Origin of the sequence: Paenibacillus sp. FSL L8-0663 (assembly GCF_038008125.1) — a bacterium.
In the GTDB taxonomy this organism is placed as follows: Bacteria; Bacillota; Bacilli; order Paenibacillales; family Paenibacillaceae; genus Paenibacillus; species Paenibacillus polymyxa_D.
This window is the reverse complement of the sequence record NZ_JBBOYM010000001.1, coordinates 4,644,712-4,658,751: the sequence shown is the minus strand read 5'-3', so window position 1 is coordinate 4,658,751 and position 14,040 is coordinate 4,644,712. Positions and strand designations below refer to the sequence as shown.

General features: G+C 45.1%; 18 protein-coding genes. 11 read left to right on the top strand and 7 right to left on the bottom strand.

The genetic code is table 11. The features are described from left to right. The first annotated feature begins 20 nt into the window (after positions 1-20). The 6 genes from MKY75_RS20700 (at position 21) to MKY75_RS20675 (ending at position 5,340) form a co-directional block, all read left to right on the top strand. Positions 21-890, top strand: a complete 870-nt coding sequence (locus tag MKY75_RS20700; protein WP_029517171.1) for a CheR family methyltransferase — start codon at positions 21-23, stop codon at positions 888-890. Positions 891-909: 19 nt separating this feature from the next. Further along, the gene (locus MKY75_RS20695) at positions 910-2,580 is read left to right on the top strand and encodes a response regulator (RefSeq protein WP_029517172.1); all 1,671 of its coding nucleotides are present in this window, start codon (positions 910-912) and stop codon (positions 2,578-2,580) included. Between the two features lie 99 nt (positions 2,581-2,679). Further along, positions 2,680-3,018, top strand: coding sequence for an STAS domain-containing protein (locus MKY75_RS20690; protein WP_023990272.1), 339 nt, complete (start codon positions 2,680-2,682; stop codon positions 3,016-3,018). 18 nt (positions 3,019-3,036) lie between these two features. Next, the gene (gene rsbW / locus MKY75_RS20685) at positions 3,037-3,489 is read left to right on the top strand and encodes an anti-sigma B factor RsbW (protein ID WP_013311930.1); all 453 of its coding nucleotides are present in this window, start codon (positions 3,037-3,039) and stop codon (positions 3,487-3,489) included. Then, positions 3,486-4,259, top strand: coding sequence for a sigma-70 family RNA polymerase sigma factor (locus tag MKY75_RS20680; protein ID WP_013311929.1), 774 nt, complete (start codon positions 3,486-3,488; stop codon positions 4,257-4,259). The genes rsbW and MKY75_RS20680 overlap by 4 nt, the downstream gene beginning before the upstream one ends. A gap of 121 nt (positions 4,260-4,380) precedes the next feature. Beyond that, positions 4,381-5,340, top strand: a complete 960-nt coding sequence (locus MKY75_RS20675; RefSeq protein ID WP_029517173.1) for a magnesium transporter CorA family protein — start codon at positions 4,381-4,383, stop codon at positions 5,338-5,340. 113 nt (positions 5,341-5,453) lie between these two features. On the opposite strand, the gene MKY75_RS20670 is transcribed toward MKY75_RS20675, so the two are convergent. From MKY75_RS20670 to MKY75_RS20655, 4 genes are all read right to left on the bottom strand, one after another. Then, a complete protein-coding gene (locus tag MKY75_RS20670; RefSeq protein WP_307353656.1) occupies positions 5,454-5,930 on the bottom strand; it encodes a DUF5665 domain-containing protein in 477 nt (158 codons plus the stop codon). 94 nt (positions 5,931-6,024) lie between these two features. Further along, a complete protein-coding gene (locus MKY75_RS20665; RefSeq protein ID WP_039273640.1) occupies positions 6,025-6,426 on the bottom strand; it encodes a YtxH domain-containing protein in 402 nt (133 codons plus the stop codon). 41 nt (positions 6,427-6,467) lie between these two features. Next, positions 6,468-6,725, bottom strand: coding sequence for a GlsB/YeaQ/YmgE family stress response membrane protein (locus tag MKY75_RS20660; protein ID WP_013311925.1), 258 nt, complete (start codon positions 6,723-6,725; stop codon positions 6,468-6,470). A 135-nt stretch (positions 6,726-6,860) separates the two neighbouring features. Continuing rightward, the gene (locus MKY75_RS20655; protein ID WP_069011993.1) at positions 6,861-7,565 is read right to left on the bottom strand and encodes a phosphatase PAP2 family protein; all 705 of its coding nucleotides are present in this window, start codon (positions 7,563-7,565) and stop codon (positions 6,861-6,863) included. A gap of 231 nt (positions 7,566-7,796) precedes the next feature. Between MKY75_RS20655 and MKY75_RS20650 the strand changes: the two genes are divergently transcribed. Then, entirely contained in the window at positions 7,797-8,516 is a 720-nt protein-coding gene (locus MKY75_RS20650) for a pirin family protein (RefSeq protein WP_340886368.1), read from the top strand. Between the two features lie 192 nt (positions 8,517-8,708). Here MKY75_RS20650 and MKY75_RS20645 read toward each other — a convergent pair whose 3' ends face one another. Beyond that, positions 8,709-8,936 carry a DUF1128 domain-containing protein gene (locus MKY75_RS20645; protein ID WP_029517178.1) on the bottom strand — a complete coding sequence of 76 codons (228 nt, stop codon included), beginning with the start codon at positions 8,934-8,936 and terminating at the stop codon, positions 8,709-8,711. A gap of 120 nt (positions 8,937-9,056) precedes the next feature. On the opposite strand from MKY75_RS20645, the gene yyaC reads away from it, so the two are divergent. Together yyaC and MKY75_RS20635 are read left to right on the top strand one after the other, a co-directional pair. Next, a complete protein-coding gene (yyaC, locus tag MKY75_RS20640; protein ID WP_039273804.1) occupies positions 9,057-9,647 on the top strand; it encodes a spore protease YyaC in 591 nt (196 codons plus the stop codon). Between the two features lie 88 nt (positions 9,648-9,735). Then, complete coding sequence (locus MKY75_RS20635) at positions 9,736-10,530, top strand: alpha/beta fold hydrolase (protein ID WP_029517180.1); 795 nt, start codon at positions 9,736-9,738, stop codon at positions 10,528-10,530. A gap of 154 nt (positions 10,531-10,684) precedes the next feature. On the opposite strand, the gene MKY75_RS20630 is transcribed toward MKY75_RS20635, so the two are convergent. Next, a complete protein-coding gene (locus MKY75_RS20630) occupies positions 10,685-11,251 on the bottom strand; it encodes a pyridoxamine 5'-phosphate oxidase family protein (protein WP_069011999.1) in 567 nt (188 codons plus the stop codon). A 394-nt stretch (positions 11,252-11,645) separates the two neighbouring features. Between MKY75_RS20630 and MKY75_RS20625 the strand changes: the two genes are divergently transcribed. Continuing rightward, the gene (locus tag MKY75_RS20625) at positions 11,646-12,302 is read left to right on the top strand and encodes a DUF6483 family protein (RefSeq protein ID WP_069012001.1); all 657 of its coding nucleotides are present in this window, start codon (positions 11,646-11,648) and stop codon (positions 12,300-12,302) included. After that, entirely contained in the window at positions 12,289-13,503 is a 1,215-nt protein-coding gene (locus MKY75_RS20620; RefSeq protein ID WP_029517183.1) for a class I SAM-dependent methyltransferase, read from the top strand. The genes MKY75_RS20625 and MKY75_RS20620 overlap by 14 nt, the downstream gene beginning before the upstream one ends. 80 nt (positions 13,504-13,583) lie before the next feature. Here the strand turns inward: MKY75_RS20620 and MKY75_RS20615 are convergent, their stop codons facing one another. After that, positions 13,584-13,907, bottom strand: a complete 324-nt coding sequence (locus MKY75_RS20615) for a hypothetical protein (RefSeq protein WP_029517184.1) — start codon at positions 13,905-13,907, stop codon at positions 13,584-13,586. Between the last annotated feature and the right edge of the window lie 133 nt (positions 13,908-14,040).

Below are 14,040 nucleotides of genomic sequence, written 5' to 3'. Positions count from 1 at the left end.
TTAGGAATTGGAGAGAGATTATGACATCTAAGGATATGGCGGATAATGCTGCTAATGAAGTGAAATCGAATGATGCTGAGCGGGAATTGATTGAGATTGAGCTGTTGCTGGAAGGTATACATCGGCTGTACGGCTACGATTTCCGTAACTACGCTCTGCCTTCGATTAAGCGGCGTGTTTATTATCATGCGCAGTCCGAGAATGTAAGCACGATATCAGGACTTCAGGAGAAGGTGCTGCATGATCGCAGCGCCTTCGATAGGCTGGTTCAGAGCCTTTCCATTCCGGTGACCGAGATGTTCCGTGACCCGGAGCTGTTTCTGAATTTTAGACAGAAAATCATTCCTATTTTGCGAACGTATCCGTATATTCGAATATGGCATGCAGGTTGCTCCACGGGTGAGGAAGTATATTCTATGGCGATCTTGCTGCATGAGGAAGGCTTATATGATAAGGCCCGCATTTATGCGACGGATATGAATAACCTGTCTTTACAGCAGGCGAAGGAAGGCGTATACGGGATCGACCGAATGAAGCTGTATACCAAAAATTATTTGGAGTCCGGGGGCACACAATCGTTCTCTGAATATTATACAGCCAAGTATGATTCAGTGATGTTTCATCCTTTTTTACGGAAAAATATTATTTTTGCGGAGCACAACTTAGCGACAGACCGGTCCTTTAACGAGTTCAATGTTATTTTTTGCCGGAATGTCATGATCTATTTTAACGACGAACTTCGCAACCATGTACATGGGTTGTTTTATGATAGCTTGAGTCATTTTGGCGTGTTGGTGCTTGGGGCCAAGGAATCCATACATTTTACCGATTATAGTGATTCCTACGAGCCGCTGGACCGGATAGAAAAAATATACCGGAAGATTAAATAGAGATGCTTAGGAGGATTCCATGGGGCTTCATGAACCGATTCATATATTGCTGGTAGATGACAGACCTGAGAACCTGCTCGCTCTTGAGGCGGTGCTGGAGAGTGAACAATATAATCTGGTAAAGGCCACATCCGGGGAAGAAGCGCTGCGATGTCTATTAAAAGATGAATTTGCACTCGTAGTCCTGGATGTGCAGATGCCGGGTATGGATGGTATTGAGACCGCAAAGCTAATCAAGGCCAGAGAGAAAACGAAGGATATTCCGATTATCTTCATTTCAGCTAACAGCAAGGAAGCGGAGCATTTATTTGCGGGATATTCAGCAGGCGGTATTGATTATATGGTTAAGCCGTTCATCCCTCAAATTCTCAAGTCCAAAATTGAAGGTTTCGTGCAAATGTATCTGACAAATAAGCGTTTGAAGACACAGTCCCATCTGCTTCATCAGAAGACCCAGCAGCTGGAGAAGATGAACAGCGAACTGATTGCCGCCAAGGAGGCAGCGGAGATTGCTGCCAATGCCAAAACGGAATTTCTGGCGATGATGAGCCATGAGATCCGCACACCTATGAACGGCGTCATTGGAATGATTGATTTGCTGATGGAGACGGAGCTGCAAAGCGACCAACAGGAATATGCCGATATCATCCGTCGTAGTGCAGACGCACTGGTAGCAGTCATTAATGATATTCTGGACTTCACTAAGCTGGAGTCAGGCAAAATGGAGGTAGAGGAATATCCTTTTGATCTGGTTTCCTGTATCAAGGAAGTTTTCAGCCTATTTACGGTAGAAGTGAACCGAAAGAACTTGGAACTGGTTTATTTTCTCGATGAACAGATGCCTCCTGTGTTATATGGAGATATGGGAAGATTGCGTCAAGTACTGATTAACCTGATATCCAATGCTGTCAAATTTACAGACCGGGGCGGGGTGTATGTCTTCGCATCTGTCAAAGAGCAAAGCGATAATGGACTTACCGTTGAGTTTTCTGTGAAGGATACAGGCATTGGTATTGATCCGGCTAAGGTTGGAAGGTTGTTTCAGCCCTTTTCCCAACTGGATTCTTCAATGACACGTAAATATGGTGGAACCGGGTTAGGACTCGCCATTTGTAAAACCTTAGTGAATATGATGGGCGGAGATATCCGTGTAGATACGAGCGGAGAACAGGGCGTGACGTTTCATTTCACAATGAAGCTTGGCTTTGCTCAGGAAAATGAACTGGAGGGAGAGTCCAGCCACGATTGGGAAATTCCACATCAGGAATCTCCAAGTCGTAGACCTGTACTGGTCGTTGATGATCATCCGATTAACCAGAAGCTGATGGTTAATATACTGGATAAGCTCGGTCTGGCTTCAGATGTGGCAGCAGATGGACAGCAGGCGCTTGATATGGTCACGGCTAATCAGGACTATGACTATATCTTTATGGACTTGCAGATGCCTGTGATGGACGGTCTGGAGTGCACAGGGAGAGTGCGTGAACAATTGGCGGGAAGATCGCAACCTGCCATTATCGCCATGACGGCTAATGTGATGGAGGGTATTCAGCCTCGATGTATTGAAGCGGGGATGAACGATTATATTAGTAAGCCCGTTAAAATCAGCAGTGTAAAACAGGCATTGCTACGGCATTCTCCGGACCATTTTCCAATGCAACCGGGTAAAGATCAGATCAATGAAGCTTAGATGGTGGCATTTGGTAGTGTTTAAAAAGTTATACCGTGATTCAAACGCTCGTATAATGGGTTAGTATGTAGGGAAATCTTTTTTTGGGAGAGTAGGCCTATGAATACAAATAAAAATGAGAAGTTTAATGCAATTACGGAAACAACCGATGGCGTAAATACCGTTTATCTGAGTGGAGAGTTGGATCTTTCGGTAGCACCTGATTTTCGTCTGGTGATGGAGCCTTTGGTGGGGGAATCCAGCCAAGATTTGATTATTAACTTGAGAGACCTTAAATACATTGACAGCACAGGTATTGGAATCTTGTTATCCATTTTAAAAGCAAGGCATGGGATGGAGTCTCGCTTTGCTGTTCAAGAGGTACCGCCTCAAATTCAAAAGCTATTTGATATGACTGGTATTGCCAAATTCTTTGTCCCCCAGGAGAATTCCCAATAGGAAAGGAAAGAAAAAGAAATGAACGCTCAAATTCAAAAAGTAGTTCTTAATTTGCCGGCAACTGCTGACTTTGTTGATATTGTAAGATTAAATTTATACGGTATTGCCGCGAAAATGGGATTCTCTTATGAGGATATTGAAGACATGAAAGTGGCTGTATCGGAAGCCTGTAATAACTCTGTCCTTTATGCATATGGTCATGAGGGGGGAGTCGTGGAAGTGACATTCGAATTTGATGAAGTTTCGCTGTCCATTCGTGTCAAAGATGAAGGGGAGAGCTTTGAACGCGTGGAGGACCCGTCCCGTATCGCATCCTTGCATGACAAGGAGTTGAATGATGCACAGATAGGCGGATTAGGCTTTTATCTCATGCAGGCGCTTATGGACGATGTCCATATCTTGAATGAGACAGGAAAAGGCACCGAAGTGGTGCTGGTAAAGCGCTTGACCAGAAGTGAGGAAAGAGTATGAATGAAAAGGTAACTCCCCCGGAGTCGATGGATGAAGCCGTTGGTCTAATCTGGGAGTACCAGCAAACCAAGGATAACGAGATTGCTACCGTGCTGATCCGCAAGTATGAGCCGATGGTCAAGATGGCTGCCGGGAAAATCTCCCGTAACCGTCCGGACTTATACGAGGATTTATATCAGACCGGTCAGATGGCTTTGATACGTCTGCTTCAGCAATACGATATCAGCTTGGGTATCCCATTTGAACCGTACGCTATGAAAAGTATGCTGGGACATATGAAAAATTATTTGCGCGACAAATCCTGGTACATCCAGGTTCCTCGCCGCATTAAGGAAAAGGGTGCGCTTGTTCAACATGCTATTGATGAACTGACCGTTAAGTTGGAACGCTCACCCAATGTGGACGAGATTGCGACCTATTTGGATCTAACCGTGGAAGAAACGATCGAGGTGCTTGCTGGTCGTGAGTGCTATCACTATGTTTCACTGGACTCGCCTTTATCCCAGGAAGAGAGTGCAGCTACGTTAGGCGAGCTCATTAGCTCGGATGCTAACGATTATGACACTGTGGAAAAACGAATGGATTTGCAGCAGGCTTTAAGCCAACTGAAGGAGCAGGAACAGAAGGTGCTTCTTCTGGCATTTCAGGACGGTCAATCTCAACGTGCGATTGCCCAGACGTTGGGCGTATCACAGATGAGCGTTTCCCGTATTCAGAAGCGGGCTACGGAAAAGCTGAAGCAGATTATGTCTAATTCCTCTATTTCATGAGAAAAACGCGGAATTCTTGGTTTAACATATTTGATGTCACATCGTAAGGACACGTTATTCCGATTTGGGGAAACGTGTCCTTTTTATAAAGCGAAAAAGGTTGGGAGGAAGGTTGGAATCCATGACAGCATTTGAACAGATTTCTTCCTTTCGTGGAGGATGGGAATGGTGGGACATCAGTGCTGGGAATTGGCAAGATTCGGTCATACAGCATTTGAAGGAGAAGCTCCCAGAAGCCGCAGAATGGCTGGACAAGGTAGAGGACATTCCATCCAGCTTTATATCTGTACGCTTTCCAGATGGCAATCAGCCCTTAATGTACGGGTCGCTGATCTACTCCGTTCAAGAGGAAATCGATAGTCAACGCAATTGCAACAAGTTTTATTTTCTGGTTCTAAACCAGAAGCTGGTGACGTTAAATTTGGATCAAAACACCCGTGAAATTATGCACACCGCGGAACGCCAAAAAATGCTGGAACAGTGTGAGGATGCAGCTGACGGCATGTTTGTATTGGCGAGAGCTGTGCTTCATTATTTTCATACAGGTATGGATAAGTTCGAGATCAACCTTAGAAGACTGGAAGAGGACATGGAGAAAAGAAATGCCCGTACACTGATGGATTCTATATTGAATGCACGTTTCGAACTGTTGTATTGGAGCAATATGTTCATTCCTTTTTCAGAGCTGGTAACGGCTTCTCGGGAGGCATATTTGGATAAACTGGAGGAGAATCGCTTTTTTAAGCAGTTACTTTACCGTGTGACTCGGATGGAAGGACTTTTCCTGCATTATGAAAAGGAAATCGACACCCTGATCTCTATTGACGAGGCCATTTCCGCTTTTAGGGGCAATGAGATTACGAAGACGCTCACCATTGTGACCGCCGTTTTTACACCTGCCACTGTAGTGGGGGCCATTTGGGGCATGAACTTTGAAAATCTGCCTTGGATTAAAACAGGCTGGGGTTTTACCGCCGTGATTATTGCCACATTGCTCAGTATGGCGGGAATGTACGGCTGGCTGATGATGAAGGGGTGGACAGGTGACTTATTGAAAACTAACAAGCGCAACAAATTGTAGCGGCTGATTACGGCTGTTATAATTTACAAATAAAAAACGATCCATTGTAACAGGAGGCTCTTTGGGGAGTCTATATCGTTACGATGGATCGTTTTTAATTGAGATAGGGACAATTACTTAGTACCTTGGCTCATTTTGATATATCCTAATAATTCGGCGATGAAATCTCCGATGACCGGAAGATTTAACTGTACCAGGAAACTGAGCAACCAAGCGAGCAAGGCGAGTATGACCACTGTACCCAGCGTAAGGCCGAGACCACGTGCAATCCCTGCAGTCAGATTGCTCATAATTCTTCTTTTCGTGCTGGAGTAGTTCTCTATAATATCTTTGAATTCTGCTTTTTCCAATGTATCTGCGATTTGATCTAGGCGTTTGTTAAGCCGCTTGACCTCATGGCGAAGTTCAAAAGGATGCTCATTTACATCAAAGTCTCTCTCCGGATCATGTGTTTTAACATGATGATGAGTAGAAGAGGTCTGCTTGGATGAAACCTCATCTGGCTGATCTTGAGCCTGGAGGGGGTGAAAGGTTCTCTTGTTGTTCCGAGCAAGATCATCTCCATAGGAGTTTGGTTTGTTCATTGTCATCCCAGCCTTTCTATCATTTAAAAACAGCCAGCTTCTTGCATGCTGGCTGTTCAGTGTTTGGATATTAGTTTGGTTGTAATCGGAATGTGTCCTATTAGGAATTTGCATTTAATTGTTTTTGAGTGTCCTTGGCTGCTTGAGCGGTTGCATCCATAACTTCTTTATCCGCTTTGGCCGCTTCATTAGCGACATCGGCAGAAGCTTTGGTTACGCTGGATATGATGTTGTCTTTACTCTCGGATACCGTTTTGGCTACATCTGCTGTTTTAGTGGAAACGGTTTTGGCCAAATCTGTCGCTTTGCTGCTAACTACAGATGCGACATCCTTCGTTTTATCGGAGACAACAGTCATTTTTTCGGACAGATCACTACGTAAATCGCGACCCGGCTTTGGAGCGAACAGCAGGGCTGCCGCAGCACCAATCAAACCTCCAATGAATAAACCCTTTGCAAAACCTGAAGTGCTTGCCATATTTTGATTGTCAATGTTACTCATGATATATCACTCCTTTTATAGAATAAAAATATATATAAATGTTAGGTAGCCCTTCTCAATAGCCTGGACACAAGTCCGAGCAAGAATACGAACAATGCGGTTCCAAGTATGGCTGGAATGACTGCAAAATCTCCGATGACCGGGCCCCAGTCTCCCAACAGCATGACACCTAGCCAAGCTCCTACAAATCCAGCAATCATAGAGCCTGCAATGCCGCCAGGCATTTCATGTCCAGCTAGTGCATCGCCAATCAATCCGATAATAATGGCCATTACAATACTTAGTACAATTCCCCACACAAGGATCGCCTCCCTTATCCTAAGTTCACAAACGATAACGTTTTTGATAAATGCTGAGCTTCGATATTGCTGTGCCTTGCTTACTTCGTATATAAACGTCATGACCCGGAGTGAAACAAAAAGCCGAATCGGACGTTATGGGCGGGGGGGAGAAGAAAGTTGCATTTTCGCTCGCCAATAGATCATAGGAACGGTAAACGCCAGCCAAATGATGCCTGCAATATAACCACCCACAATATCTGTAGGAAAGTGAACTCCTAAATATATACGGCTTAGTCCAATCAATATAATGAGCAGTGCGCCAAGAACGCACGGGAGGAAGAGCGAACGCTCACGAATCTTTCGTTCTATAGCCCAGATGGCAAATATCATGCCGTAAAATCCCATGGAAATCATCGCATGACCGCTGGGAAAACTGTAGCCCCCGGCTTCAACCAAATGTTGAAGTGACGGGCGTTCCCGTTGCAGAATTTCTTTAATGAGCGTATTCAGCACCCACATCGCCGTAAAGCTGCTTAGGATCGCAAAGGAATAAGCTTTTGAACGAAGAAAGACCCAGCATAAGGTAGCAGCACCGAGGGCGATAATTAACGACATGCTGAATGAACCGAAAGACGTAATGAATATAGCGATGGTTAGCAATTGGTCATGAGTAGCTGCTGTGTCTGGAAAAATAGCATCCTGTATACGCTCATCCCAATATAGAAAAGGAGCCGTGCCAATCCATTGCACAGAGTAGGCGATGAGAAGCATCACAGCGATCATGATAATAGATGCATACAGACTACGACGCAAATAGCTTGGTAGGAACCGGGATGGTTGGGGTTTATGGGATAGCATATGTAATAAATCTCCTCCTTATGGCTGTAATAGATTTAATTTTTCGTACTATTAACTTAACTAATAATGAACTTAAGAGCAAAACTCGACGGAGACGACAGGCTGATTGAGGCATTTAAGCCCGGGGTAAAGGGATCGTATCACAGTGTTTGCAATGCCAGGGCCGAAAGTGGAATAATCATCACGAAGCAAGGCTGCTTTACGGAACTGTAATCCATGGAGGTGTTAAGGATGATTAAAATAGTGACATCGGCAGAAAGACATACCTCAAATAAAGGATGGATTCATAGTGAGTTTAGCTTTTCATTTGCCGATTATGAAGATCCGAGCAATGCCCATTTTGGTTGTATGCTAGCCCATAATGATAACAAACTTGAACCGCAGCAAGGCTTCAAAAGACATCCGCATCACGATTTGGAAATCGTCACTTATGTAATTGAAGGCCAATTGCATCATAGCGACAGCTTGGGACATGAGCAGGATTTAAAAAGCGGCTCGATTCAGGTTCTGAGTGCAGGCACCGGGATTGAACATGAAGAGCGAAATACTGGGGATGAAAGACCGGTTCGCTTTTTGCAAATGTGGTTTTTACCCGAGAGCCCTGGCATTCAGCCTTCTTATCAGGTGCAAAGATTCAAGCACAGTGAACGCCTAAATCGGCTTCAGCCTGTTGTGTCTGGTTCAGAAGTGGAGGGAACGTTATCCATCGCGCAGGATATAAATCTGTATCTGAGCAGATTGGAAAAAGGCCAGCAGCTTGAATATCCGCAGCAAGAGGAGCGCCGCACCCACATTTATGTAGTTAGCGGTCATGTGGAAGTTACGTGCCAGGATGGAGATTTTCAGTTAGGGCCTGGTGATGCTGCACGAATTCAAAAAAGTTGTGCATTAAAGATACTAGCTACAGGTAATGAGGATATATCTGAACTGGTGTTAGCAGATTTACCTTGAAGCATCCTTGAGTGAAGAAGTGTATGAAAATGCGTATATGCAATCGAAAAATAAAGCTCGTATCCCCGTTGCGCGTCTGTTGAAGCGAGCGGAGGTACGAGCTTTATTTACGGTGACAGGGCCACTGGCATGAAGGCTGTTGCTCATGATGATAGGTTGTAATACAGCTAAGCTGTATTCCTATAGGCTGATTCAGGAGGACTTACGCAATCTACCCAGTTCAGAAACAATAGCTTCAACCTCGGAAATGCTCAGGTTAGGCTTGTTTATCACCATATCATAGACATCATGGATGTCCTCGTATTGCTCCAGCGAGAAAGCGGAAGCTTGCATAGCAGCACCACTCGCCATACGGAGCTTGGTTTTAATGCCCTCAATCATATACTCAATGTTGGCATGAGACGGTACAGACAAATCCATCGTTAATTTTCCATCCTTTCATAACAGGGGAAGTTGCCTGTATTGTATCATGTTTTTGTTGTAGAATGTACTGAAAGCCAGATTACCAATATACAACCGAATCAAGGAGGATGGGCAAAGTTGTCTTTGTATAATCGAGCTTCCGCACCCGGACGCTCGTCCTTAGAACATAATGTAAAGAAAACAGATCGAGATGGACTCGCGCCGTTTTTCCGAGAAATTCATCATCAGCATGCTATAGATAAGTTGACTTTTGTTTGTATCGGTACAGATCGCTCGTCGGGTGATTCACTGGGGCCACTGGTAGGCACCATGCTCAAGGAGCAAGGTTTTCCGCACGTGATTGGGACAATGTCGGAGCCCTGTGATGCGGATCATCTGGTTCCATACTTGGAGTGCATTCCCCAAGATCATCATGTGATCGCCATAGATGCTTGTCTTGGACAGCACGGCTCAACGGGAATGTTTCTTATTGCGTGTGAACCGCTAACTCCTGCGCGATCGGTAGGGCTGTCTCTGCCGTCTGTGGGTCATTATAGTGTTGCAGCGATTGTGAATGAGCGCAGTCCCAAACCCTATTGGACACTCCAAATGACTTCGCTTCACTTGGTCATGACAATGGCTGCGCATATTGCTAATGCGGCGGCTTGTGAATTTGGCTTAAAAACAGCTTCGCAAGATTTTCCAGAGGGTTACCGTTTCAGATATTGATCGTCTGCTTAATAATATACATCAGCATGTTCTACTCACTAATATATTCAGATCCAATAGATTATATACAGAGAAGGAAGGGTTCCACATGGAAAAGGTATTATGCGAAGGAACGACGATCTGCTATGCCGAACAGGGAAAAGGAGATCCGATCATTCTATTGCACGGATTTTGCGGAAGCTCCTCCTATTGGGATGAGGTTGTTCCCTTGCTGTCCCCAAGCTATCGTTGTATTGTTCCAGACTTGCGTGGACACGGACGCAGCGATGCTCCACTAGGAGCCTATACGATTGATCAAATGGCAGATGATGTGCTTAAACTTCAAGAACAATTGGACATCCCTCAGGCTGCCTGGTTTGGTCACTCCCTAGGAGGCTATTTAGCCCTTTCGGCAGTGCAGAGACATGCAGAGCGCCTTACAGCCTTTGGACTGATTCATTCCACAGCTTATGCAGATACGGACGAAGGTAAAGAAAAGCGTAACAAGGCTGTATCTACCATCCAAACGGAGGGGATTACCAACTTTGTAGATGGACTCGTACCGGGACTGTTTGCTCCTGATCATGTGGAGTCGATGTCCAGCCAATTACTTAAAGTCAAAGAAATTGGCTACAAAACACCTCCGCAAGGAGCTGTAGGAGCATCATTGGCTATGCGCGAGCGTCCTGACCGACGGGATGTGTTGTCGGCTTCTGCCTTGCCAGCTCTTTTAGTAGCGGGGGAGCAGGATCAGGCGGTTCCTCCAGCGCGGACGTTTACAACAGATCGGGCCGGAGTAACTCAGGTTACCCTGCCGGAAGCAGGTCACATGAGCCTGTTTGAGGCACCGGAGCTATTAGCTAATGCTATCTTGGCGTTTTTGGAGCAAAACTTGAAAAAGTAGACTAAGGTAAGCCCAAAAACCGGAACCCTTTGATGTGATCGTCAGAAGGTTCCGGTTTCTTGTATGCAAATTGTTTTTAGATGTGGTCACTATACATTCAGTTTATTTGAATTTTGCTGACTTGTTGTATCATATCGGTTATTGTGCAGAATACCTAAGTCATATTATTTTTGTTCAAGGCAAACGCCGTCGGCAAACCATCAATACTCTCTAAACTTTTCTCGTATGCATACTTTTTAAGTACTTCTTCGCCCATCTGAATCGCCACGTCCTTCAGCTTTTCCCGTTCGCTCGTGTAAGTCATGAAGGGAACTGCAAAACCACATGAATCCTGCACCATATGAACATCAACTACTATGATTTGTCTTGCTCCAGGAAGTGGATTAAAGAGAGGATACAGCTCATTCCAACGCTTTGTATTGGGCAACACGACTGTGCCAGTACCATAGAGTCTTAATACACTGGGCTCGCCTTCAAATGCACAGAACATGATGGTTACCCGTCCGTTCTCTATAATGTGCGCACTTGTTTCGTTGCCACTTCCCGACAAGTCGAGATAGGCTACCTCCTGATCTGACAAAATACGAAAGGAATCATATCCCTTGGGGGAAATATTCACATGCCCCGTCTCGGATATCGGTGCTGATCCTACAAAGAAAATATGCTGTCGCTGTATGAACTCTTTATATTCCGGTAGTATCGCACTGAATTTTTTTCCCATACTTAAACGTCCTCCCCTGTAAAATATCAATGCATAATTTTGTTTCGAATGAAAATAAATATTTTATTTTATTATATGAATCAATAAATAATAAAGATTATTTTTGTTTCGTATGAAACAAAAATAACACGAGACTAACGGAGAATCAATATCAAATTTTCAAATACTCTATTTCGTTAGTCCATGATCGGCTACAAAACACTGTACTAACGGAATGTTACGTGCCATACGTGATTTCTGAGTGTCGAATCTTTGATGCTATAAAGTATTTGTAATTGTGTTAAATGAAATTGCGGCATGGCGGTGGCATTTGGCTTTTAGACAAGGATGTCATACAATCAGAAGACAGAAGTTTCTGGTTGTCTAGGCATCGGGATGAAAGGAAGGAAACGGCTTGCTTAGAAAAGACTATTTGCTCAGTATGATGGAAGAATTGACATCCGCAGTAGCATCGGTGCTCGGTCTTAGGCGCGAAAATAAACACATCGAAGCGCTGAAACAGCTAGATGACCTGCTCAACAAGCAGTTTCGTCTTCGTTCAGATCTGCTCAGACGATTGCCGCCGGAACAAATTATTGAGCTTTTCCGATTGGGCCCTGGAATTGAAGCGGATAAGCTTCAGCAGGTGGCTCGCATTTTGGAGGAAGAAGCCGCGATTTACCTGGAAACCAGCAGAACAGACGAAGGTATACGAATCTTGATGAAATCTCTTCATTTATATTTGTACAGCGATACGAATGGCGCGACTCGTGATCTGCAGGTCCTGCCTGAACGAATAGCGTGTATCGTAAAGCTGGTGCGCGAATATGAGCTCCCCCCTGAAACCAGCAAGCTGCTGGCTGTTCATTACGAGCGAGAAAACAGGTTGGACGAAGCCGCCGATGTCTGGTTTGGATTGGCATGGGAGCAGCCAGAGCTGCTAGCGGAAGCGGAGACGTTTTATAGTCAATTACTGGATAAGACCAATGCAGAGCTGGAGCTGGGTGGAATTTCACGCCAGGAAGTCACCGAGGGTTTGACCGAGATCACCCAATTACATGAAAGAAAGTGAGATGTACCTTTTGGATTCACTGCGCGAACTTATATACCAATTGACCACGGGAGGATCCCTCATAACAGCGACGCTGAGTCAGCTTCGCAAACGGGAGGATGCTTCTTTTACTAAAGTACAAATTAAACCTGTAGAATTGAAAAACAAACTGCATTACCAGTTTGCTTTTCATTACAGCAACAAAGTCATTCATGAAAATCTGACCCCTGACGAAGCTAACGAGCGTATGACTGCCTTGTTTGAGGACACGTTCCGCCAAGGACTTTTATGCGCCAAGGATGCAGACTACCAAGTGCTGATCAGTAAAAAATATAAAGTATCCATTCTGACAAAGTCACCGAGCAAAAGTAAAGCGGACCTGTCTCATAATCGCAAAAAGCAATATGTGCTCGAAGAAGGGGAACGAATTCCTTTCCTGATTGAGCTGGGGATTATGAATGAGGATGGTAAGGTACTGGCCCGCAAGTATGATAAGTTTCGTCAAATTAACCGGTTTCTCGAAATGGTGCAGGATGTATTACCTAGCCTTCCGGTAGGCCGCCCATTGACGATTGTGGATTTTGGCTGTGGCAAATCGTATTTGACCTTTGCGTTGTATCACTATTTGGCTGTACAGCAAAAGCGACCATTGCAGATCGTTGGTTTGGACTTGAAGGCAGATGTCATTGAAGCCTGTAATGTTCTGGCTCAAAAGCTGCAATATCGACAGTTGGAGTTTCTGGTCGGTGATATCGCAGACTATAACGAACTGGAACAGGTGGATATGGTTGTTACCTTGCACGCTTGTGATACTGCAACAGATGCGGCGCTGGAAAAGGCTGTTCGCTGGGGTGCTTCCGTCATTTTGTCGGTTCCGTGTTGCCAGCATGAGCTGTTTAACCAACTGGAAAATCCGGTATTGGAGCCGTTGCTTTCCCACGGCATTTTAAAGGAGCGTTTTTCTGCACTGGCAACGGATGGAATCCGGGCCAAACTGCTGGATATGATGGGATATCGGACACAGCTATTGGAATTTATCGACATGGAGCATACACCTAAAAATATTCTGATTCGTGCCGTCAAAGGGCAAGCGGGAGAACAATCCGTTCTGTGGCGTGAATACACAGCATTTCGGGATTTTATTCATGCTGATCCTTATTTGGAACGCGCTTGTGCGGACTTGCTTCCCGAAGGAGCGGGGAAAAAGCAGACACATAGCTAGGAATATAGTAAAAGTGGAGCCACTGCGGGGTGGCTCCACTTTTTTGTAGTTCACAGTTCATGATTGCAGTACACAAACATCTATCCGCCATAGGCATTTCTAAAAGCGGTGCACAAGACATCGCGATCCACCTTCCACAATGCCGCGAGCTCCTCGCTGACATCTTCATCCCACCAGTCGCACAGTAGTTTGCGATTACTATGGTTTTCCGCAATCCAGATAAGGTGTCCGACGACCTTGCGGCAGTATAGTTCTTCGCCCTGCTTGACCAGATCAGGAGCAATGTGAACAGGCAGACGTTTGCAGGTTCGATACAACTCTTTGGTACATGCGCGGCGGATACCACGAGCCGTGGGTAATCGGGATTGTGAATTGTCATGTTTGGGGAATTTGCCGGGAGGCATATTGTACCCCCTCCTCTCTCTCACAACTTATGCGGGCAGAGGATCCGGGGTCACTGACTTCCCTTTTTGGACGAAGTGGCGACTTGTTCTGCCGCTGTGATACACTAAATGAAAATAGAGAAACAGGCAGGGA